Consider the following 23,494-nt stretch of genomic DNA (forward strand, 5'->3'; position numbering starts at 1 on the left):
GATCTGACTCCACTGCTGCACAAACCCACCGTCGCAGGTGCTCGGTCTATCAACTTCGACACTTTCCCGCCAGCGTTCCGTTCGGTAGCCAAGCGGCTCGTCTGGCTCTGCGTGAACGTGCCCACACCCGTGGAGGATCTGGAGCGACCGACCGCTACGCGTTCCCAGCTGTCGGTCGGCTCCATCGTTGCCTACGCCGGATTCATGCGGTTGTGGATGGCATGGCTTGATGCACACGGTATCCACCGGTTCGACGGTGTTACCGACGACGTGTATCGGTGCTACTGCTCCGAGGTCGCCGCCAGCGGGCTCGGTCGCGAGAGCCAGGCCAATCGACTCTTCGCGATCACCCGGTGCTGGCTGTACGGGCCGTATCTGCCCGACACCGACACGTTGATCCGTCCCTACTGGGAAGACACCCTTGCCCGAGTCGATGTGCTCGGTGACGCCCAGTGGTCCGCGGAGAACCGCACCCCACCGATTCACCCGCAGACCATGTCGGCGCTGCTCGTCTGGGCGATTCGGTTCTGCACCGACTTCAGCGCGGACATCATCGCAGCGGTACGCACGAAATCGAACCCACCACGTCTTTCGCACCTCGACGGCCTGATTCCGAGCGAGCGTTTCGGCAACTATGCACAGCAACAGGGGACGTCATCCAAGACAATTCCGGGGTTCTACCCGGCCAATCGTCCCGATCAACGCTGCATCGCCAAGCAGTTCATCGGGTGGCAGTTAGGCCTGGGCACGGACGACGTCGTTCACCTCGGTTCGATGGATCGGGTCTTCGGCGACCTCGATCCGATTGACGAGGCAGTGCTGCCGGTACCGATCACCGGCACCATCGATACCCGGCCGTGGACCGGCGGCATCAACTTCTACGACGTCGACAACCTGTCCCGGTTATTGGCGACCGCAGCATTCATCGTGGTCGCGTACCTGACCGGTATGCGCGGCGAGGAATGCCGAGCCCTACGACAAGGCTGCTGCCGCACGATCACCGACGAGAAGACCGGACAAAACCGGCACCTGATCTATGGCCACGTCTTTAAGGGCGCGCTCGACGAGTCCGGCAACACCCTTCCGGCCGGAAGTGAACGCGACCAGCCGTGGCGGGCAATCGCACCGGTCGCCAAGGCCGTCGAGGTGATGGAAGCGCTATGTCCCGACAGCGACCTGTTGTTCCCGGTCCGGGCGTACACGCCCTTCCAGAGCGCTGACGGCGACAAGGCTGTGCATCCGCGGATGATCCGTGACCGCACAGCGGACCTGATCACCTGGTGCAACGCCAAAGCCGAAGAGTTCGGTCGCACGCACGAATCCATTCCGGCCGACCCCGACGGTCCGATTGTCGTCAAGCGTTTCCGTCGCACCCTCGCCTGGTTCATCTACCGCAAACCAGGGGGACGCGTCGCTCTGGGAATCCAGTACGGGCACCTTCGGGGACACAGCACCGACGGCTACGGCTCCCGAGTCGCCAGCGGCCTGCGGGACGTATTTTCCATGGAGGAGGCTCTGGCCGCCGCCGAGTACCTCGAAGCTGCCTACACCCACCTCGACGACGGTGAGTCCGTCACCGGACCGGCCGCCCAGCGGTATCGGGACGGCGTCCGCCTCTACCACCGGCAGTTCGGTGGCCGATACCTGACCAGCCGCCAAGCTGCAGCACTGACCTCGAACCCACGACTGCGGATCTACGACAACAGTGTGCAGTTCGTGACCTGCTGCTACGACCAATCCAAGGCCCTGTGTCATCCAGACCGGGACAAGGCGGCGGGCGTCGAGGCGTCGCCAGACATCACCAACTGCCAACCCCACTGCGGCAACATCGCTCGCACCGGTCGCAATATCGCGGACGCCGAAGCGGCAATCCAACACGCCCGCGAAGAGATCGCGAGCCCGGCCATCCCGCTACCACTGAAAGCGCGCCTCGAACAACGCGTCGGCAGCCTTCACCGGATCATCGATCACCACCACAACTCGGAAGGACGTCGATGATGACGGCAACCACGGACGATGATGTGCGGCGGGCGATCCGCGACGCGATGGACCGTCTCATCGCAGGGGAACCCCTGTACTCCGACGGCAAGCTCACTATCAAGTCGCTCGCTGAGGAAGCGCAGGTCAAACGGTGGTTGCTCACGCACCGCCACACCGACCTGCAAGCGGAGTTCCGAGCTCGGGTAGCGAACACGGATACCCCACCCACTTTGGTGGCACTTCGCGATGAGCGCGACGACGCGCAGCGACGCATCGACGAACTGACCGCGGACGTCACAGCCCTGCAGGAAACCGTCCACCAACTCGAACGAGTCATCAACGTCCTTGGACTTGAAAACCATCAGCTTCGTACCGACTACGGACAGCCCGGCACGGTGACGCCGCTGCGAGGCGGCCCGTGATTCGGACACAACCCACAGGGCGACCACGCGCGGTCACCCTGTGTGGCAGTTGACCTCCCCGGCCATCTACCAGCGTCAGGACATCACCTGTGCCCAACATCTTCGACAACCTCACCGACGGCACCCGGTTGCGTACCGCACTGCGAGAGTCGCTCAAGGAATTCGACACCGTCGACGTCGCGACGGGATACCTCGACCTGCGCGGCTGGTCCGGTCTGGCCGACATCGTCGACACCAAACCCGCACCTGAGGAAAACTCGGGGCGTCCTACCGCCCGGGTACTGGTGGGGATGGTCGCCCCCTCGGACTCACAGGAGATCCTCGACGCCCTGCAACGTGACGTTCAACCACCCGCCTACGGTTCGGACATTCACGACCGTGAGAAGGCGCAGGCGAGGCAGGATCAACTCGTCAAACACCTGCGCAACCAGCTGATGCGGGGCCTAGCCACCGCAGATGGTCAAGCCACCCTCCAGACCCTCAAGCGCCAACTTGAGAACGGCTCGGTACAGATGAGGGTTTTCACCGAAAAGCCGTTGCATGGCAAGACCTATCTGTTCCACGCCCCCGACAAGAAGCATGCCCCACGGTGGGCGTACGTCGGATCGTCGAACCTCACCCGTGCAGGCCTGACCACCAACCTCGAACTGAACATCGACGTCCAGGACTCGGACGCCAACGAGAAGATCGCGAACTGGTTCGAAGCACGCTGGAACGATCGCTACTCACTGCCTATCAATGCGGAGATCATCGACCTGATCGCCGAATCCTGGGCCGCCGCCCAGCAGCCGACCCCGTTCGAGGTCTACCTCAAGGTATGCCATGCGCTGTCGCAGGATGCCCGTGACGGACTCGGCTATGTACTGCCGAAATCTATGAAGGATCTGCTGCTCGACTACCAGGAAAGCGCTGTCCGCACGCTTGCCCGCCGAATAGTCCACCGGGGCGGAACCATGCTCGGTGACGTTGTCGGTCTCGGCAAGACGCTGACCGCGATCGCGACCGCGTTGATGCTGCAGTCCGCCGAGGACTACTCGACCCTGGTCCTGTGCCCGAAGAACCTCGAAGGGATGTGGATCAAACACCTCGAGGAATACGGCATCGAAGGTGGCCGTGTCGTGCCCTATTCGATGGCGGACAAGGCGCTTCCTGATCTCAAGCGATTCAACTTGGTGATCTGCGACGAGTCCCACAACCTGCGTAATAGTGGAACCGTCGTGTACCAGGCGATCCGGGAGTACATCCGGCGCAACAGCTCCAAGGTGCTGCTGCTGACGGCCACCCCATACAACCTTGCCTTCCTCGATGTGGCCAGCCAGATCGGGCTCTACATCGACGACGACGAGGATCTCGGGATCGTGCCAACGCAGGCACTCGCCGCGGACCCTGGCCTGCGTGACAAGGTCGACGGCAAGATCAACACTCTCGCCGCATTCCGGCGTTCGGAACACGCTGAGGACTGGCGCCGGCTGATGAGTGATCACTTGGTCCGCCGCACCCGCAGCTTCGTCAAGCGCACAGCCCAGACCGAGACCGTCACAGCCGAGGACGGTACGCAGGAAGAACGGCAGTACCTGCAGTTTGCCAATGGAGAGAAGTTCTTCTTCCCGACCCGGGTTGCGCGTCCGCTCAGTCACGACTTCGCCGATGACGACCCAGCGCGGTTCATGGAGGACGACACCACCCTCGACACGGTGCAGGCCTTGACACTGCCTCGATATCGCCTCGCGGACTACGACAACCCCCGCGTCGCTCATACCGAGACCGACACCAAGATCCTCGACGACATCCGCTCCGGCCGAGGCAACGTCAGCGGATTCGTCCGCACCGGTCTGTACAAGCGACTGTCCTCGTCAGGACACTCGTTCATCTTGTCGCTGCAACGTCAGCGTGCACGCAATGAGCTGTTCATCCACGCGATCGATCACAAGTTGCCGATCCCACTCGGCAGCTTCACCGACAAACAAATCAACATCAGCGACGAAGACGTCGAAGACGGCGCCACCACGCATGGTTCACTTGAGAGCCGCTACGACCAGCTACGAAAGACGCTGCCGGCCAAGACCAAATGGATCAACTCGACCGTCTTCAAGGCCACTCTCCGTAAGGATCTGGAGAAGGACAACCAGCGGCTGACCGCGCTCCTCGACCGGTTCGGCAACTGGGACCCGACCCGCGACTCGAAGATCAACGCACTCGTCGACCTGCTGCGCAACGAACACCCGGGCGAGAAGGTCCTCGTGTTCACCGAATATGTCGACACGGCCGACTACGTCGCCCAGGCACTCCAGGACGCCGGCGTGGCCAATGTCGGACTAGTCTCCGGCAACACGGAGAACCCGGCCGATCTGGCCCGCCGATTCTCACCCCAGTCCAACACTGTGCCGGGCCAGGAAGTACCGGAGGCCTCTTCCGTAGGCGATCCCATCGACGTTCTCGTCGCCACCGACGTGCTTTCGGAAGGCCAGAACCTGCAGGACGCCCACATCGTCGTCAACTACGACCTGCCGTGGGCGATCATCCGGATCATCCAACGCGCCGGCCGTGTGGACCGAGTAGGCCAGAAGTCTGACACCGTCTACGTCTACCTCATCAGCCACGACAAGATCGAGCAACAGATCAATCTGCGGCAGCGGATCCGAAACCGGCTCGGAGCCTCAGCCGAGGCATTCGGGTCCGATGAACAGTTCTTCGGCGGCGACCAGGAAATCAAGATCCTCGACGACTTGTACAAGGGCAAGGTCAACGACGACGCTGAGGACGCTGACGGTGAGGCCGATGCGGTCAGCGAGGCATGGCTCGTATGGTCCAACGCACAGAACAAACACCCCAAACTCGCTCAACGCGTCCTCGGTATGCAGGATATGATCCACAGCACCCGAGAGCAGTACATAAGCGAGACCCGCGGCGGTGTCGCCTGTTTCGTCAGCACCGACTCCGGCGTGGATGCCTTTGCCATCTCGACCACAACACCTGATGGTCAATCGGTCGAGCAGCTCCTCACGCCGCTCGAAGCGATGCGAGTGTTCGAAGCCCAGCTCGACACCCCCACCGCCGAACTGAGAGACGATCACTTCAAACGCGAGCACGCACTGATCCACGGACCACTGACCGTTGAGACTCTCACCACCGGCAACCTGAAGGGCGTCCGCAAATGGGCGTGGGAGCGCCTCGGCGGAAACACGCTATTCGCGGGCATGGCCTCTGCAGCGCTCAATGCACTCCACGACCGGCCTCTGACCGAGCACGCAACCATGCGGTTGAGTCAGGCCAGGCGCAATCGGTACAGCCTCGATGACCTCGCCGATCTACTGAACCAACTGCACGTGGAAGATCGACTCGTCATCAAATCCTCGGAAACCGACAACATCAAGGTTGTTTGCTCGATTGGAGTTCGTGAAGCATGACCGACAACCTCGTCTCTCTCGTTGAGCAGCATCTCTATCAGGAGCTTTTCCTCCACGATCTGAACTGGAGTGCGCCCGACCACCCGCCGATCTCCTACACCGACGCCGAGGGACAGTCCTTCACTGCCACCAACGTCTCCTCCTACAAGGGCCTACGGGTGTGGGTCTGTGACCAAAAGCCGGGTTCGAAGGTTGAAGCCGAGCTCGATCGTTTGATCGCGAAGACCTCAACCGATCGGCTGGTCATCTTCCACAACGATGACGAACAGGTCTGGCGTTGGCCGGCCCGCCGCAACAAGGACAACTCGACTTCGACCCGTCTGACGAGTCACCGGCATCGCACCGGCACTGCGAACCCGAAGTTCGCGACCCGACTCGACGCCATTCGTCTACCGATCGACGTAGTCCTCGACGCGAACGCCGTGCTGGCCAGGGTTCGCGACGCCTTCGACGTCGAGGCGCAGAACGAGACCAAGCGGGCCTCGAAGCTCATGGCACGCATGTATGCCGCGATCGAGAAGTCATACCCGAAGAACTTCGACGACAAGACACGCGACCATGAGATCTCGGTGACCCTCGCCCGGGTCCTCTTCCTGATGTTCGGTGACGACACCGAAATGTGGGAAACAGATGCCTTCCGCAACTTCATCCACCACGACACCCCGGCCGATGGATCCACCTTCGCCGACCAGCTCAACGAGCTATTTGCGCAGCTCGACGCACCCTCAGGTGCTAAACAGCCCCGAGTTGCCGGCCTGCCTTACGTCAACGGCGGGATCTTCCGCGAGCGGATCACCCTTCCGGCGCTCGACGGAGAGTTCCGCGACGCGGTCCTCGATGCCTGCGCCGTCGACTGGTCGACCATTAGTCCCGCCATCTTCGGCTCAATGTTCCAGTCGGTGCGGGACGCGGAGACACGCCGTGAGCTCGGTGAGCACTACACGTCCGAGGAGAACATCCTCAAGACACTCAACCCGTTGTTCCTCGACGAGTTGCGTGCGGAGTTCGATAGAGCCCGCACGATGAAGGACGAGAAGGGCGTTCTGACACGGTTGTGGAATCGATTGGGTGAAATCCGCTTCATGGACCCCGCCTGTGGTTGCGGCAACTTCATCATCGTCGCCTATCGTGAGCTCCGCGATCTCGAACTGCGCATCATGGAGCGACTCCAGGAGGTCACCGGTGACGCCCAGCTCGCCTTCGATCCCACCCTGGCATTGAAAGTCACCCTTGATCACTTCTACGGAATCGAGATCGACGAATGGCCGGCCCGGATCGCCGAAACCGCAATGTTTCTCGTCGACCGGCAATGCGACCTCAAACTTAAAGAGCGTTTCGGCGAAGCGCCGCAACGATTGCCGATCCAAACTCAAGCGAGTGTCCGAGTTTCTAGCTCACTAACCACAGATTGGGCCGAGTTCATCGGCCCAATCGGCGAGATAGTAATTGCGGGAAATCCGCCATTTAAGGGCGGATTGAAGCTTAATCCTGATCAGTCCAAGGATCGTACGCTAGTTTATAACTCAATTTCGTCAGCCGAAGGACTGCGCACGGGAAGGATCGACTTTGTTTGCGCATGGTTTGCAAAGGCGTCGGAATTCTTGAAAACGAGAGAAGCCCGATGCGCCTTTGTCGCCACGAATAGCATTACGCAGGGCGAGCAGGCTCGAACGCTTGGGCCGTTGATGACCCGGCAAGGAGTCGCAATCGACTTCGCATATGAGGCATTCAAGTGGACCTCCGAAGCAGCCGGACAAGCTGCAGTTCACGTAGTCATCATCGGATTCTCTCGAGCAGCAAGAAAGTCGAGCAGAAAACGGCTTCTATTCTCGGCTGAGAACAATTACAAGCCGATTTTGGCTTCCGAGATAAACTGGTGGCTTGCCGCTGCTCCGCACGTGGAAATCAAGCCGCGGCGCACCCCATTTATTCCCGGGCTTCCCAGGATGACTGTCGGCTCCCAGCCAACAGATGGTGGGAATTTGATTGTTGATGAGTCAGAGATAGCGGAGGTCAGGAACGATCCGATCGCTTCTAAGTATCTTCGCAGATACATGGGGGCGAAGGAGATGATGCAGGGAAAGATGCGCTGGTGCCTATGGATGGTCGATGCTTCGACGTCTGACATCGATCGGTCGCCAGAGTTGTCCAAACGCATCCAAGCCGTAGCTACGGAACGCTCGACTTCTCCGACAAAGTCATTTAGAGAAACTCCTGCACACTTGTTTACCCATCGCAAGCATCCAAGTGTCCCATACCTTGCCCTACCTCAAAACTCAACCGACGCGCGAAAGTGGATCCCTGCAGCAATATTTGACATAGACACGGTCGCGTCAAACAAGGCGACAATAGTGTACCCCGCGGAGAAATGGATGCTGGCCTTACTGCAAAGTCAAATGTATCAAACATGGGTGCGCATGATCGGGGGGAGGTTAAAATCGGATCCGACGATCACTGCAGATCTTTCTTACAATTCATACCCTTGGCCAATTTTGACTAACGAGTCGAAGCGTGTGCTGGCGAGTGCTGCGGATGAAATCCTTGCCATCCGTGAACAGCAGGGAGGAAATAGATCCTTGGGTCGACTATATGATTCAGGAGAAATGCCACAGGACCTGATCATTGCTCATGAGGAATTAGATCGCATCGTTGATTCCCTCTACGGCTGCGATTCTGGCACCGAGGAAGAACGAAAGTCCGTTCTTTTTCTGAGATATCAAGAATTGGCCAATGTGACAGAGTGAAAGCTCGCGAAATGGTGGTCGGCGCTGAAGCTTACCGAGGCGTACACGGCGCATCCCAAGACTGGCCTGTTGTCCTGAATGCGTGGCGACGGGCCAGTCCCGGGGTTCTAGATTAACGACCAGCGACTACAGGCGGAGGCCACCTCGCGGAGCAGGTCACGGAGGATGACGACGAGCGCCTCGTGGGCCTGTCCGTCAACGGGGGATACTTCGCCTGCCCAGCGAGTGCCACCATCGTGGTGGAAGAGCCGTCCAGTAGATTGTTCACTCCAAAGCATGACGTATGGGCAACACGATTAAGCCGTCTACGGAACCGCCGTACGGTGTCGACTGGAAGCAGTACGCCAAGGCGGTGACGAAGGAGCGCGACGAGGCCGGCCCTTACGGCCGGTTCGCACCTGGCCTCCCCGCCACGTCGGATGGGCAGATGCTGTTCCTGCTCCACCTGGCCCACAAGATGCGCGCCCCCGAGGACGGCGGCGGCCGCGTCGGCATCGTCATGAACGGATCGCCACTCTTCAATGGCGCCGCCGAGTCCGGCCCCTCCAACATCCGCAAGTGGCTGCTGGAGAACGATCTGGTCGAGGCCATCGTCGCGTTGCCGACCAACATGTTCTTCAACACCGGCATCGCCACATACATATGGATCCTCGACAACACCAAGCACGCCGACCGAAAGGGCCTGGTCCAGCTCATCGACGGCACCTCGTTCTGGACCAAGATGCGCAAGAACCTCGGCTCCAAGGGCCGCGAGATCTCCGACGCCGATCGCGCCGAGATCGTGAAGTTGTACGCCGACTTCACCGACGCCGACCCGGACTATTCCAAGGTGCTGCGCAACGATGAGTTCGGCTACTGGACGATCACGGTCGAGCGTCCTCTCTTCGACAAGTCCGGCCAGCCGGTCGTGGACCGCAAGGGTAACCCCAAGCCGGACGCGAAGAAGCGGGACACCGAGAACGTCCCCTTCACCTACGGCGGCTCGACCGCTGGCGCCGCCGGCAAGACCCAGGTGATCCAGGAGTACTTCGACGCCGAGGTGAAGCCGCACGTCCCCGACGCATGGGTCGACTGGACCAAGGTCAAGATCGGCTATGAGATCCCCTTCACTCGCCACTTCTACAAGTACGTCCCGCCCCGCCCCCTAGCCGAGATCGACGCAGACCTGGAGAAGCAGGTCGCCAAGATTCTTGACCTCCTCCGGGAGGTCGAGGGATGAGTTCCCTGACGCTGATCGGTGCGCACCAGGCTGTCTCGTCGTTACTGGAGACCAGGCCCAAGTCATGGGACGTCGTTCGCTTCAAGGGCCTGTTCGACAGACTCGATCAGCGAAACAGCGACCTCTCCTACGAGATGTTGTCGTTGCGCTCGACAGGTGAGGTAGTTGCGCGCGCCGAGATGGGAGGGCGGCAGGAGCCGGACGAGCGCAGCCTGCCGAAGTACCTCGTCACCGAGATCGACGATCTCATCGTTAACCCAATGTGGCTGATCGGCGGTGGGATTGGCGTGTCTCCGCGCGCCGGAGCAGTGAGCCCCGACTACAGGGTTTTCCGGTCCCGCGGCGCTCTGCTACCGCGGTTCATCCACTACCTATTGCGATCGCAGCCTTATCTTGACCAGTACCTGCTGTACACGCGGGCACAGACCACCTTCGACCGCCGAGTACAGCAGCCAGACCTAGTGCCGCATCACGCAACGTTTGCCCTGTCGACGATCTCCCGTAGCTGTTGATCCTCGGCGTGCTTGTTGCGCCAGATGATGTAGCGACGGATCATCGACGCTTGCTCCCGATGACTGCCGTGGTCGGTGCCATCGAGCGCGAAGTACCGCAGCGCGGTGAACTGCGCCTCGATCCGGTTGAGCCACGAACTGTTCGTCGGGGTGTACGCGATCTCGACGTTGTTCGCCTCTGCCCACAGACCGACCCGTTGGCACTTCCTCGTGGTCAGGTGCGGCGAGAAGTTGTCGCACACGATCGCGATACGAACCTCCGCCGGGTAAAGAGTGCGCAGGTAACGGCAGAACTCGAGGAACGTGGAGCGGTTCTTCGTCGTCTTGACGTGCCCGTACAGCTTGTCCTTGCCCAGGTCGTACGCGGCGAACAGATGCCGCACCCCGTTCGGACGGGTGTAGGTCGCCCGCCGCCGGCGCCGCGGCTCCCGGTCCGGGTCCTTGTGCCTGCCGCCACGCTGCGCCCACTGCCGGCCCGGATGCGGCTGCAGATTCAAGGGACCGAACTCGTCGAGACAGAAGATCGCCTGTGGCTCATCGGGATCGGACACGACATCGCCATCGGCGATGGCATACAGGTGTTCGACCCGAGCCTTCTTCACCGCGTAATCGGGGTCCCGAGATCTCTTCCAGGTCTTCACTTTTTGAAAGGAGACACCCTCCTCGCGGAGCAGCACGCGCAGACCCTCGTGGCTGATGTCGTCGACCACCCCCTCGGCGACCAGGAACTCGGCGAGTTTGGTCAGACTCCAGGTCGAGAACGGCAGATCGTGCTCGGCGGGGGCGGACTTGGCGATCTTCTTGATCTCCCGGCGCTCCGGCAGGGTGAACTTTTTCGGCCGGCCGCCGGCGTACTTCGGGTACAGCGAGTCGAATCCGTCGGCGTTGAAGTTGTGGATGACATCACGGACCCGGTCGGCGCTGGTGAAGCTGACCTCGGTGATCTTCGGTACCGGCATGCCCTGGGCCGAGAGCAGGACCATCTGGGCGCGCCGCCAGGTCACCACCGATCCGGTGCCGCGGCGGATGATCCGTACCAGCCGTCTGCCTTCGTCGTCATCGATCTCTCGCACGCGTACTCGTTCTGCCACTCGACCAGGCTGACCGATCCCGTGGCCGACACGCCGCAACCGGTCGGCGTGTCGGCCAGAACGGGCAAAGGTTCACGGGTGCGGCACTAGATAACCTGCCGCTTCCAGTGCCGCCGCTGGAGGAGCAGCGTTCCATCTCCGACTACCTCGACCGCGAGACCGTCCGCATCGACACGCTAATCGAGGAGCAGCAGCGTCTGATCAAAATGTTACATGAGCGACGCCACTCGCTTATTGACGGAATCTTCAACGGCCATGCGCCCAGTGCCCGGCTACAGAACGCTTGCATTGACGTTGTCGACTGCGTGCACACCACGCCTGAGGTCTCAGACGACGGCCAGTACGAGGCAGTTCGAACGGCTTCCGTCCGCAACGGAAAGTTTCGTAGGGGAAACGGATTGCCCGTCGATGCAGACACATGGAAGTTCCGGAACGCGGCAGGAGCGCCATCCGTCGGAGACGTTCTCTTCACGCGTGAGGCGCCTGCTGGTGAGGCATGCATGGTTCCCAGCAATCAGATCTGCCTGGGCCAGCGGATGGTTCTGCTGCGGATCGACCACACGGTATGCGCGGGGGAATTTCTGCTATGGCAGCTCTATTCCGATCGCGTGCAGAACCACTTCCTGCTCTCGGCAAACGGCTCAACGGTGGCAAACGTCAGGCTCCCGGTCCTGCGCACAACGCCGATCTGGCTTCCGGATCTCACAGAGCAGCGACGCATTACTGCGTATCTCAACGATCAGACTGAGAAAATCGACGAACTCATCAGGGAGACCGAGCAGTTCATCGAGCTTTCTAAGGAGCGTCGTTCGGCGTTGATCACGGCGGCGGTGACGGGGCAGATCGACGTGCGGGAGATGGCGTGATGGCCGATTACAACGAAGTCGTCTTCGAGTCCGAGATCTGCGCGCACCTGGAATCCCAGGGGTGGCTGTACTCGGTGAACGATGCCGGTTACGACCGGGAGCGGGCGCTCTTCCCGGAGGATCTGTTCGCCTGGCTGCAGGAGACTCAACGAGCGGCGTACGAGAAAGCGTTGAAGGCTGCGGGGTCGTCGGCGAAGTTCCTCGACGTGCTGACCACTGCGCTCGACAAGCCTCTTGAGCATGGTGGCGGGGCGCTGAGCATTCTGCGTAACGGGGTGCAGTACATCGGTGGTGGTCGGTTGAAGATGGCGCAGTTCCGCCCCGAAACCAGCCTGAACGCGACCACCAACGAGCAGTACGCGGCGATGCGGGTGCGGGTAATGCGACAGGTGCATTTCTCCACCGCCGACCAGCGCAGCATCGACCTGGTTTTCTTCGTCAACGGGCTCCCGGTCGCGACGGTGGAGCTCAAAACCGATTTCACCCAGTCCCTGGATGAGGCGATCAACCAGTACCGCAAGGACCGTAATCCGCTGACCAACGGGCGGCCGGAGCCGTTGTTGTCGTTCGGGCACCGGGCACTGGTGCACTTCGCGGTCTCCAACGACCTGGCCGCGATGACCACCCGCCTCGAGGGCGAAAAGACGCACTTCCTACCGTTCAACACCGGCTACAAAGGTGGCGCGGGGAACCTGCCAGCGGAGGGCGGGAGATCGGCGACCGCGTACCTGTGGGAGCGAGTCTGGGACAAGGACGCCTGGCTGAACATCGTCGGCCGGCTGATGATCGTCGAGACCAAGGAAGAGTGGGACGTCGCGACCGGGACGTCGGTACGCCGGACGAGCATGCTCTTCCCCCGGTTCCACCAGTGGGAGGCCGTGACGAACATCGTCGCCGCCATCCGCGAAGAAGGGGTCGGCCAGCGCTACTTGATCGAGCACTCGGCAGGATCGGGGAAGACGAACACTATCGCCTGGACCGCGCACCGGCTCGCCCGGCTGCACGTCGACGACGAGAAGGTCTTCGGTTCGGTGATCGTGGTCGTGGACCGCACGGTGCTCGACGGGCAGCTCCAGGACGCGATCCGGCAGATCGACGGGTCGGGGAAGATCGTGGCCACCATCAGTCTGGAGGACGTCCGCAAGGCGGGGGCGAAGTCGAAATCCGATCTGCTCGCGAGCACGCTCAAGAACGGGGCGCTGATCATCGCAGTGACGGTGCAGACCTTCCCCTACGCCCTCGACGCGATCCGGGCCGACTCGTCGATGAAGGGCCGGCGGTTCGCGGTGATCGCCGACGAGGCGCACTCTTCGCAGTCCGGCCAGATCTCCTCCAAGCTCAAGGCCGTGCTGACCGCGGAGGAGGTCAAGGAGATCGAGGAGGGCGGCGAGGTCGACGTCGAGGCGATCCTGGCCTCGGAGATGACCGAGCGGGCCGAGTCGGAGAATATCTCCTACCTCGCGTTCACCGCGACACCGAAGAACAAAACCCTTGAGCTGTTCGGCCGTCAGGGCCCGGAAGGGAAACCGACCTCGTTCCACCTGTATTCGATGCGCCAGGCGATCGAGGAGGGCTACATCCTCGACGTGCTCAAGGGCTACCAGACCTACGATACCGCACTGAAGATCGCCGGTAAGGCCGAGAGCGGCGGCGGTGAGGTAGAGGAGTCCGCGGCACGTAAGGGGCTGATGCGGTGGGTGAAGCTGCACCCGACCAACATCAGCCAGAAGGTGCAGATCATCGTCGAGCACTTCCACACCAACGTTGCCCACCTGCTCGAGGGCAAGGCGAAGGCGATGGTCGTGACCGATTCGCGCAAGGCCGCAGTGAAGTACAAGAAAGCGATCGACGCCTACATCACTAAGCGCGCCGCTCTGGATGCCTCGTACAACTACCGCACCCTGGTAGCCTTCTCCGGTGCGGTGACGATGGACGAGGACGAGCAGTGGGCGTCGGAGTGGGGGCCGCAGCCGAGCAAGGACGACGAGTTCACCGAGGCCAACCTGAACCCCGGTGCCGGCTCGGACCTGGCGGCGGCGTTCAAGGGCGCGACGCACACGATCATGCTGGTCGCCAACAAGTTCCAGACCGGGTTCGACCAGCCTCTGCTCTCGGCGATGTACGTCGACAAGAAGCTCTCCGGGGTCACTGCCGTGCAGACCCTCTCCCGGCTCAACCGCACCCACCGCACCGCGAGCGGGGAGCGCAAGCGCAAGACGTTCGTCATCGACTTCGTGAACAAGCCCGAGGACATCCGGGCCGCGTTCGAGCCGTACTTCACCGGTGCCACCCTCGAGACCGAGACCGACCCGTACGTCGTCGCCCACCTCGCCACCAAGCTCGCCCAGGCCGGGATCTACACCCCCGAGCAGGTGCAGAAGGTCGCGCAGCTGTGGGTCACTCGCAAGGGCAACAACGCACTCTCGGCCGCGATCAGCCCGGCCAAGCACGACTTCGCCCGTCGCTACGCGGCGGCGCTCGAAGCCGACGACAAAGTCACCCTCAACACCCTCGACCTGTTCCGCAAGGACGTCGCCACCTACGTCCGGCTCTACGACTTCATGAGCCAGATCGTCGACTACGGCGACCCGTACATGGAGATGCTGTCGATCTTCCTGCGGCTGCTGGACAAGGTCATCGCAGAATCGTCCTGGGCCGCGGAGGTCGACCTCTCCGACGTGGTCCTGGTCGGGGTCAAGCACAACAAGGCGGCCGCAGTCGACATCGCACTCACCGGTGACGGTCAGCTCAAGGGCATCAGCGCCGCCGGCACCGGAACCCGGAAGGACCCGAAGTACGTCGCCTTGCAGGTCGTCATCGACAAGATGAACGACCTCTTCGGCGCCGAAGCGTTCACCGACTCCCAAGTCCGCGAGTTCGTCCACGGCCTGGTGCAGCGACTGCTCGCCTATCCGGATCTGGTCAAGCAGACCACGGTGAACTCGAAGAAGCAGTTCATAGAATCGCAGGACTTCCAGGAAGCGGTCGTCGAGGCGGTCGTCGACAACCAGGAGGCCCACAACACCATGGCCGACTACTTCTTTAGCGACGGCCCCGCCATCAGCGCCGTCATCATCGCGCTCGCGGACGCCTTCTACGAAGCCGCGATCGACCAGCGGACGGACGCCTGAGCGCCCGGGCCCCGAAACAGACGTTCGGATGCTCGACATGTCATCTCGACCCACGGTCAGGTTCAGACGGCGGTTGCCACGATCCGCGGTGCTGTTGACCTCGGTGGACATTGTTGGCAGCCGCTTAACTACACGCACGAACAGGTCCTATACGTCGACCAACTCGGCAATCTTGACGGCAATGTCTGCCATCGAATCGTCTGCAGTATTCAAGCCGCTTCGCGAGGCGAGCAACGGACTTTCTTCGCGGAGGGCCTCGTATGTTGTCTCGTGCACAACGGGGATGAGCTGCTCGCGCGCCAGGAGCTCCGACAGCTCCTTGTCAGCGATCCCTTCCCCCGCTATGCGGGTCAGAAACGCAGGGGTGACCAGTACGATCCCGACACGCGACTTCGCCAAACCCTTGTCAATCGTCCGGAGTAGCGGCGTGCCGAGCCTTACGTCCTTCTCGCTGAACCAAACCGAGACGTCATTGGCCTCGAGAAGTTCGTGCAGTTCCTTGGCCGCACCGCGTCGGTCATCCCAAGCGTGACAGAGAAAGACATCGCGAAGGTCAGGGTAGGAGTGCGCTCGCACTTCAACCTCGTGGCGAACGGGCGTCAGCGTCCGTACTTCGGCAAGCGTGTAGGTCACGGGGGAGCTAGCCGACGACCAGCTCGGCCGAGGGCTACTGCCGAACCCACTAGACCGCGCCCCGGTCGTGCTGCCCACGCTGCCCCGCGGCTGGTAGACGGGCGGGGAGTAGGAGCGAGGTGAGTACGACCCATAGCCGCCGCATGCAGGACATGCGGCGGTGGCGCTTGCTGTTCGATGGCCCCGTACAGGCGCTGTGCATCTACTCATTGCGCGATGGTAACCAGCACCAGTGACACCACTGCTTCGTCAACGCAAAAGGAAGTCCGGGTCAAGTCCGTCTCGTGGGATACGGTCGGCCGGCCTCTTGGAGTCAGGCGTCGGCGGACGTGGGATGGGGCGCCGTTGGTGCACCCAATGCAATATGCCGTCCTTTGGCTGACATAAGAGCGCGCTATCGGCGGTTCTCGTACCGGCGCAGGTCCTCGTACCGGCCTTCACGACGATCGCGGAACTGGGCCCGGATCTTCTCCACTGCCCGGCCAGGATCGTGCGCCTGATCGTGCAGCAATGGCTGTAGCAGTGCGTTTGTGACCAAGGCACGTATCGTCGATACACCGGCCTCGTCGAGGCGCTTGAGATGTCCGCCATGAAGTAGTCGTGGACCTCGGAAGCCTCCGGGTGTCGCTGGCCAGCAGGAGAGCAATCATGTTCTCAAGGTGGTTCAGAGGGAACATTCCGTATTTCGGCACGCCGTGACCCACGGTGGTCGTCGGTGGAGTCAGACGGAGGGATCGCGGGAGCGTTGGATGGGGGAGGTAGCTCGCATCAGGTGCTCGGTGATGACCTCACCGGAGGCACGCAGGTCGACGGTGGCACATCGGATCCGGTGCCCTTGGATGACCACTTCTTCGTCGAAGTACCCGTCGACGACAGGATGGAGCAGGAGGCCTTCGGCGTGACGGTGCTCGTCGCTCTGTTCCTGTTGGGACATCAGGTAGGCGTAGATCTGATATAGATACGTGCTGTTCAAGGTGGTGGTCCGGTAGTTTCCGGCGTGGGTGATGGCCGTGAACTTGGTGTCGATGACCGCCCGCCGCCGAATCTTCGCGCCCGGACGTAGCGGTGCGCGCAGGGTGATGTCGGTGTACATCCCGGGCAGCACCGGTTGCATACCGTCGGAGATCCGCTCGATGCTCCAGCGAAGTCGGGTGCCGTGTTCGACCGTCCATCCTCGAGGTTCGAGAGTGTGGCGGTAGAAGCCGTAGACGGCGTGTTCGAAGAGTTTGCGTAGGTAGTGGTCCGAATCGTCGGGGGCGACGGTGACGAAGTAGTCCTCGCCGGGATCGGGAATCGACATGGTCAGCAGAAGTTCGGCGAGGGAAAGCATCCGATGGTCGCGGGCGAGCAGTCGCTGCCGGCGCAGTGACGGCACGATGTCCGGTCGTGGGGCAGGTCCGCTCACTCCCGCCGCTTCCAGCTGCAACGCCAAGGATCGGTACCGGGGACGATCCGGGATCCATGTGGCGGCGGCGCGCAGCGCGGCGCGGACGAGTCGATTGGCTGCGGTGTCGGTGACCAGGGTGTCGTAGCGGCATCGCACCTGTCCCCGTTCGAGGAGCCGGTGGCCAGTGGTGCCGAGGACATCGATCCGGCCCCGCACCCGAGTCAGGTCCGACACCGTGCGGGTGAAGCCCACGGACAGGCCGGTGTGCAGCCTGTGTTCGACTTCGTCGGCCAGCATCCGGGCGACGAGCTGGGGCAGGTCCTCGGTGATCTGTTCCGCACCGGCGAATTCGTGGCCGTGATGCCGGTACAGATCGGAGGCGAACAACTGCAGAAGCCACAGGTTGCGGACCGGGATCTTCATCGCATCACACCTCGCGCAGTGTGGTGAGCACGTCGTCGACCGTGTCGGGGCGATCGAACCAGTACTCCTCGAGGAGCGGTGTGATCTCGGTGTGCACCACCCGGTCGAGCCATTGCCGGGTCGTCAGGGTCGCCGCGGCGTGCGAGGGACCGGGGGTGACGAAGCTGTGCCCGAGACGGAACTGCCGGCCCAGTCCCCGATCTTCGGCGATCCGGGTGTTCAGCTCCTGCATGCGCGCCCCGAAGCGTTCGAGGGTTTCCAGGTCGTGACCCAGCCCGCTGACGTATTCGGTCCAGGCACTGCCGAATTGGGGTTCGAGTTCGACGAAGGCGAAGCGGCGGCGCAGGGCCATATCCACCAGGGCAAGGGACCGGTCGGCGAGGTTCATCGTGCCGATGACATACAGATTCGGGGGGATGTGGAAGCGCTCGTCGCCGTGGCGGGGATAGGCCAGGCGCATGGCGTTGTCCGGATTGCGTTTGTCCGCCTCGAGAAGGGTCAACAGTTCGCCGAAGATCTGTGCCGGGTTCCCCCGGTTGATCTCTTCGATCACCAGCACATGGCTGTCGTCGGGGCGATCATCGGCATGTCGGCACAGCTCCAGGAACGGTCCGTCCGCCAGCTCGAGGCGACCTCCGGCCGCCGGGCGCCATCCGCGCACGAAGTCTTCGTAGGACAGGGAAGGGTGGAATTGGAGGACGCTGACACGGTCACTGCCCCGCTCGTTGCAGATCGTCCACGCCAGCCGTCGTGCCAGCCAGGTCTTTCCGGTGCCCGGCGGGCCTTGCAGGATCAGGTTCTTCTTCGCCAGCAGGCGTTCCTGGATCATGTCGAGTTCGGGGCGCGGGATGAAACACCCGTCTTCGACGATGGAGTCGAGGGTGTAGATGTCCCCCGCGATGGGGTCGCTGTCGGACGCCACCGACAAGGTGGTGTCATGCGGTTCGGCGCTGGGTTCGTGCTTGATGTTCGCGTAGCGCCAGGCGGCGGCGGACAACTCGGGGATCGAGGTGAACGGCGTGCTGTCGTCGCCGACCCACGTCTGGATCTGTTCGGTGTTCGCCAGGAACTGTTCCCCGTCGATCTTCGATCGCAGCGCCAGTGTCGTGGCGAACTCGGGATACTGTGCGGTCAGGAACCCGGCGTTGACCTGATCGTAGGCAGCGAAGGTTTCGGGACGGATCCAGTAGATCCCCATGGACAGTTGCCGGGTGTTTCCGCGGGCGGCCGCGTCGAAGGCGGCCACCAGTCGTTCGCGGGTGTTCTCGTTGCCGGCGGCGGCGTAGGCGATGGCGGCATCGGCCAAGTCCCACAAATGGTCGACTTCACCGGGGCTGCGTTCGTTTTCGTAGCGGATGAACCACGAGTTCCAGTTGTTGACCACCGGTATTCCGGCGAACGAGGCCGGTGCTGCAGCGGTGATCTCGAAGACGGTGCGGTAGCTCGATGCGATCCGGGCGCGGGCCGAGTCGGTGATACCGCGGTTGAACGGGCCGAAGACGGTGAACGGATCGATGTCGCGGAGCGCTCCGCGCGAGCCGTCCTCCCTTTGATCGGTGCGCAGATAGCGGAAGTACCGCTCGAGGCCGGGTGTTTCGGCGACCGTCCACACGCGCTCGAGCAGTCCGTGTCGATCGTCGCGGAACGTCCGAATCGTATCGGCGAGTTCATGGTAGAACGGCACCCAGGTGAAGTCGTCCTGCTCGGTCACCGGGCGTGGTTCGTCGATGAGTCGGGCGATCTCGTCTGCGGCGGTGGTGAGAGTGAACAATGACAAGGCCGCGCTGATCTGGTTCTGCGCGGAGACCGACAGTTCGTCGCGCGGAATCCCGGTCGCGAGCCAGTCGACCGGGCGCCAGTGCCGATACTGGTCGGCCTCGGGATGGAACTCGTACCCACCGCGGATCCGGCCGATGTTGATCGTCCGCGTCGCCCGGTCCGGACACACCACGACATCTCCCGCACCAACGGCATGCACGAACCGGTAGAGGGTGCCGGCCCAGGACGCCACCGACTCCGGCCTGTCCGGAAAGGCGCTAGCTACAGCTTCCTTGAACGCGTCCCTCGTCGGGTCCAGCAGCGCGAGATCTCCGAGTTCGTCCCAGCCCAGGCGCACCGCCCCATCGGCCACCGGGTCGATACTCGGCTGGTCGTTGTGAATCCCCCAGAACTCCGTCACATCTCGCACCGTAGATCACACTCGGCCGCGGCTGCCGTAAGCACGTTCGACGCGTCCGACCCGCCCGGGAGGCAACGCATCAGACGTCGAACTGGCCCCAATACTGCTGACTGTGACCAAAATCACAATACCTTGGAGAGTTGGCGCTTTCGAGGGGGTCGGCGAGCCGTCGCATCGCTGGCGCCGACCTGTCGACGTGGCGCTCCGGACGGATTCGCCGGGGAGCGTCGCTGCTGGTCGCCGAATTTTCTAATTAATTGGAGCTTTCTCGCCCAAAAAGCGTCATAAGTATTTGCGCCTTGACATGGGATTTTGCTGACAACACAAAAACAGTTGCCACAGCGGCAAAATTCTTAAATGTGTTGCTTCCCAGCCGCTTTCGTCAGTGGCGGGCCGGGGTGGGGGTGCGCTAGCGTCGTGTCTACCGGCGCCGCAACCATCAAGTTCCGCAACACCATTCGGATCGAGGATCACCATCATGAGCATTTCCCCGTCAGCCCGCCATGCCCTCAACCCCCGCCCCCAGTTGCGCCTGGTGCCCCTCCCTTCCTCGCTGGCTCGGCCGATCGGATCCGCGCCCGTCCCGGACCGTGTCGATGTCTTCCTCGACATGGGGTACGTCATCCGCTCGGCGCACACGGCCTTCGGTTGGCGCGTGGGATCTCGCACTCCGGATCCCCTCACCACCGCCCGAGAGATCCTGGCGCTGCGATGCTGGCCCAGTGAACTCGGCACCGTGCACGTCTTCGACGGCCTCCACGACCCGGCTCGTCGACCGCTCGACCATCATCGGATGCTCGCCTGGAAACGCCGGGTCGAAACCAGCGGCGAGGTGATCGTTCACCTGCGACCCTTGCAGTACCTGCCCGACGGCGGGTTCCGGCAGAAGGAAGTCGACACCACCCTGGCGTTCGCCATGGACGATGCGGCCCGCTCCGGACGTGCCGAGGCGATCGTTGCGTTCACCGGCGACCGGGACCTGCTACCCGCGGCACGACGAGTGATCGCCGCCGACGTCCGCTTCGAATCCGCGTGCTGGGGACAGCGCGGCGGGATCTTCCTGCCAGACATGCGCACCTGGACCCATCGACTCGACCGCGCCGCCTACGAACGCTGCACCGCCACCGGAGAATTCGGAGACGCCGCATGAGCATCTCGCACCCTCCGGTGGGGGAGCTGCTCGACGCGTTCGTCGGGCAGCTTCGTCACCCGCCCACCGCCGACCGCCGTATCGACCACACCGCCTGCATCGTCGCTGCCACCGTTGCCACCGTGCAGGCATCCTTGGATGCTCCGTTCGAGGCACTGCGCAGCGAAGCACGCACCCGACTCGCTGACCATACTGCGCCGCTGCTGCCCGAACCCGACCTGGAGGTCACCTGCAGCACCACCCTGTTCATCCGGATCTGCACCACCGTGTCCGACGCTGCCTCGTTGATGACTCGCTGCCACCACAGATCGACATGGGCGGTACTGGCTGCCGCCGCGGCGGACCTGCACACCCTGACCCGCCTGGTGACCTCCCCGCTCGTCGACGCCGGCAGCATCCTGGCCGTCGATGCGCTGCACGCCGAGAACATACAGAGCGATCACGTCGCGCAGATCCTCGGCGTGGACACACCCCCACACACACCACCAGTTGAATACCCGAGGAAGGACTCTCGGGACGGGAGTGGACGCTCGGTCGTGGACGAGCTGATCCGATCCGTGCGCACCGCAGCCGACACCGAGGCCTGTCGCTTGCCCGCCCCGGCGGTCGATGTGCACGCCTCGCCGGACCGGATCGACTACCCCCACGACGAACCCACCATCATCGCCCAAGCAAGCCTTGCTTTCGACTTGCTCACGCACGCCACTGCCGTGCTGTGCGCGCAGCTGGCAGAGCTCTACTGCGACAACTCGTGGACCACCAGGGGGCAGGAGATCGCCGCCGCCATCGACACGATGAAAAAACGGGTGTGGCCCCAGGCACAGTCCGCATCCCGGGACTGATATCGCCCCCTTGCCCGGCCGTGATGGGATCACATTCGACCGACTTCGACCGGCAGGCAGTGCTGAGCGGCTCCTGCGGTGGCCGCGAACGGGACCCCGTCCGAGCGCGGGCGCTGCGAGATCCACGTCGAGACCGGGACTGGAACGGCGTCGACTACTACGGATTCGCCCCGGTTGCGATCACGCAGGGCCGGCCGGACGCAGGTGGGCAGACGAAACCCCAGGCCGTCTACGACGTCGCCGCCCTGGTCGGCGATGAGTGAGTGCCTGACCGCAGAAAGCATCCCCGCCGCAAGGGGTACGGCGGAGATGGCTGGATGGAAGTATGCCAGGTCGACCCCTTCGAACCTCGAGGTCGACCAACTCTCGCAGCGGCAGTACCTGGAGCCGGCTGGAAGTTCAGGGGCGGGCCGGGGGCGTGCGCAGGTCCTGGAGTTCGGCGATACGTTCGAGGGCGGCTTCGGCTTGCGCGTGTGCGGCGGCGGCGTCGGCGCGGGCGGTCTCGGCGCGGTCGCGTTCGGCTGCCGCGGCGTTGCGGGCGGCGGTGAGTTCGGCTTCGAGCCGCCGGGTGTGTTCGGCTGCGGTGGCGCCGCGGCGTCTTTCTCGGCGATCGCTCGGGTCAGCCGCTCGCGGTGTTCGTCGAGCTGCCCGGTGAGCGCGGCGATTCGGTGCTCGACGCCGGCGATCTGCTCTCGGTGGGTCGAGGCGGCCTGATCGAGCTGCTGCTGCCAGCGGTCCTGTGCCGCGGCGTGGTCGGCCCGGGCTGCGGTGAAAGTGGGGCAGCCGAAGAACTTCATCGACACCGCCAACTACACCCAACAGCTACATCGCTGTCTCCACGACCCCGATATCCCCGTCGATCTGCGAGTTACCGGAGCATTGATCCTGTTGTTCGGGCTGCGTCTGCCCGAAGTGCTCGACCTGCGTACAGATCACGTGCATGTCCGTGACGGTGACCAGTACATTCGTCTGGGCCGTCACGAGTTGCTTGTTCCCCCGGCCCTGGGAGTGCTCCTCAAGCAACTTCCTCGCACCGACACCAACCGTTCGGTCCTCCCGGTCGCTGATCGATCCGCCATGCCGCTGTTCCCCGGTTTCCACAGTGGTCGGCCGGTCACCCCGGAAGGGCACGGCGCACGCCTGCTCAAGCACGGCATCACGCCCCTGGCCGGCCGCAACACCGCGCTGGCAACCCTGGCTGCCGACCTTCCGGCCGCTGTACTGGCCGATCTGCTCGGAATTCATCCGCAGACTGCCGTGCGGTGGGTCCGCATCGCCAAACGTGACTGGCACACCTACCTGGCACATCGTCGTGCGGATCTGAACCTTCGCGGGGAAGCAGAGAAATAGCGCACGGCGGAAGGGGTCTACCACCAGCGGTGCTGCCGTCATCGTTCTGCTACTCCACAAAGGTCCGGTGTAGCAGGAAGTCCAGTTGGCCTTACGGAAACACCCAAGACCAAACTCGTGGAGTCGGACCTTCCGGGTGGTGCCGAGCTGTGGTATCC

General features: G+C 62.9%; 16 protein-coding genes and 1 pseudogene. 13 read left to right on the forward strand and 4 right to left on the reverse strand.

The features are described from left to right. Window positions 1–495: 495 nt before the first annotated feature. The 6 genes and pseudogenes from EQ874_RS20790 (at window position 496) to EQ874_RS20815 (ending at window position 10,284) form a co-directional block, all read left to right on the forward strand. Window positions 496–1,998 carry a hypothetical protein gene (locus tag EQ874_RS20790; RefSeq protein ID WP_242496855.1) on the forward strand — a complete coding sequence of 501 codons (1,503 nt, stop codon included), beginning with the start codon at window positions 496–498 and terminating at the stop codon, window positions 1,996–1,998. After that, entirely contained in the window at window positions 1,995–2,402 is a 408-nt protein-coding gene (locus EQ874_RS20795; protein ID WP_242496856.1) for a hypothetical protein, read from the forward strand. Before EQ874_RS20790 ends, EQ874_RS20795 begins: the two co-directional genes overlap by 4 nt. Before the next feature lie 89 nt (window positions 2,403–2,491). Beyond that, window positions 2,492–5,809, forward strand: a complete 3,318-nt coding sequence (locus EQ874_RS20800; protein ID WP_129978008.1) for a helicase-related protein — start codon at window positions 2,492–2,494, stop codon at window positions 5,807–5,809. Beyond that, window positions 5,806–8,553, forward strand: coding sequence for a DNA methyltransferase (locus EQ874_RS20805; RefSeq protein WP_129978009.1), 2,748 nt, complete (start codon window positions 5,806–5,808; stop codon window positions 8,551–8,553). The genes EQ874_RS20800 and EQ874_RS20805 overlap by 4 nt, the downstream gene beginning before the upstream one ends. A 313-nt stretch (window positions 8,554–8,866) precedes the next feature. Further along, window positions 8,867–9,772: pseudogene (locus tag EQ874_RS20810) on the forward strand (N-6 DNA methylase); the annotation flags it as partial. Beyond that, window positions 9,769–10,284: a hypothetical protein gene (locus EQ874_RS20815; protein WP_129978010.1), complete on the forward strand. Its 516-nt coding sequence runs from the start codon at window positions 9,769–9,771 to the stop codon at window positions 10,282–10,284. The pseudogene EQ874_RS20810 and the gene EQ874_RS20815, both read left to right, overlap by 4 nt. Here EQ874_RS20815 and EQ874_RS20820 read toward each other — a convergent pair. Then, window positions 10,242–11,375 carry an IS630 family transposase gene (locus EQ874_RS20820; protein WP_129978011.1) on the reverse strand — a complete coding sequence of 378 codons (1,134 nt, stop codon included), beginning with the start codon at window positions 11,373–11,375 and terminating at the stop codon, window positions 10,242–10,244. The two genes, EQ874_RS20815 and EQ874_RS20820, sit on opposite strands and share 43 nt — an antisense overlap. A 107-nt stretch (window positions 11,376–11,482) precedes the next feature. On the opposite strand from EQ874_RS20820, the gene EQ874_RS20825 reads away from it, so the two are divergent. Together EQ874_RS20825 and EQ874_RS20830 are read left to right on the forward strand one after the other, a co-directional pair. Next, the gene (locus EQ874_RS20825) at window positions 11,483–12,241 is read left to right on the forward strand and encodes a restriction endonuclease subunit S (RefSeq protein ID WP_129978012.1); all 759 of its coding nucleotides are present in this window, start codon (window positions 11,483–11,485) and stop codon (window positions 12,239–12,241) included. Then, complete coding sequence (locus tag EQ874_RS20830) at window positions 12,241–15,372, forward strand: type I restriction endonuclease (RefSeq protein WP_129978013.1); 3,132 nt, start codon at window positions 12,241–12,243, stop codon at window positions 15,370–15,372. The genes EQ874_RS20825 and EQ874_RS20830 overlap by 1 nt, the downstream gene beginning before the upstream one ends. Before the next feature lie 147 nt (window positions 15,373–15,519). Here the strand turns inward: EQ874_RS20830 and EQ874_RS20835 are convergent, their stop codons facing one another. From EQ874_RS20835 to EQ874_RS23295, 3 genes are all read right to left on the reverse strand, one after another. After that, window positions 15,520–16,005, reverse strand: a complete 486-nt coding sequence (locus EQ874_RS20835; RefSeq protein ID WP_242496858.1) for a toll/interleukin-1 receptor domain-containing protein — start codon at window positions 16,003–16,005, stop codon at window positions 15,520–15,522. A 721-nt stretch (window positions 16,006–16,726) separates the two neighbouring features. Continuing rightward, complete coding sequence (locus EQ874_RS20840) at window positions 16,727–17,815, reverse strand: 5-methylcytosine-specific restriction endonuclease system specificity protein McrC (RefSeq protein ID WP_129978015.1); 1,089 nt, start codon at window positions 17,813–17,815, stop codon at window positions 16,727–16,729. 4 nt (window positions 17,816–17,819) lie between these two features. After that, window positions 17,820–19,994, reverse strand: coding sequence for an AAA family ATPase (locus tag EQ874_RS23295; RefSeq protein WP_129978016.1), 2,175 nt, complete (start codon window positions 19,992–19,994; stop codon window positions 17,820–17,822). A gap of 478 nt (window positions 19,995–20,472) precedes the next feature. Between EQ874_RS23295 and EQ874_RS20850 the strand changes: the two genes are divergently transcribed. From EQ874_RS20850 to EQ874_RS20870, 5 genes are read left to right on the forward strand one after another with little or no spacing between them, the layout of a single operon-like run. Continuing rightward, a complete protein-coding gene (locus EQ874_RS20850; RefSeq protein ID WP_129978017.1) occupies window positions 20,473–21,144 on the forward strand; it encodes an NYN domain-containing protein in 672 nt (223 codons plus the stop codon). After that, window positions 21,141–21,986 carry a hypothetical protein gene (locus tag EQ874_RS20855; protein WP_129978018.1) on the forward strand — a complete coding sequence of 282 codons (846 nt, stop codon included), beginning with the start codon at window positions 21,141–21,143 and terminating at the stop codon, window positions 21,984–21,986. The genes EQ874_RS20850 and EQ874_RS20855 overlap by 4 nt, the downstream gene beginning before the upstream one ends. Before the next feature lie 23 nt (window positions 21,987–22,009). Continuing rightward, entirely contained in the window at window positions 22,010–22,249 is a 240-nt protein-coding gene (locus EQ874_RS20860) for a hypothetical protein (RefSeq protein WP_129978019.1), read from the forward strand. Window positions 22,250–22,295: 46 nt separating this feature from the next. Then, entirely contained in the window at window positions 22,296–22,700 is a 405-nt protein-coding gene (locus EQ874_RS22975; protein WP_165369298.1) for a hypothetical protein, read from the forward strand. Window positions 22,701–22,760: 60 nt separating this feature from the next. Continuing rightward, window positions 22,761–23,336 carry a hypothetical protein gene (locus EQ874_RS20870; RefSeq protein WP_207213599.1) on the forward strand — a complete coding sequence of 192 codons (576 nt, stop codon included), beginning with the start codon at window positions 22,761–22,763 and terminating at the stop codon, window positions 23,334–23,336. The last annotated feature ends 158 nt before the right edge of the window (window positions 23,337–23,494 follow it).

The organism is Rhodococcus sp. Q1 (genome assembly GCF_004153645.1).
GTDB classification, from domain to species: domain Bacteria; phylum Actinomycetota; class Actinomycetes; order Mycobacteriales; family Mycobacteriaceae; genus Rhodococcus; species Rhodococcus gordoniae.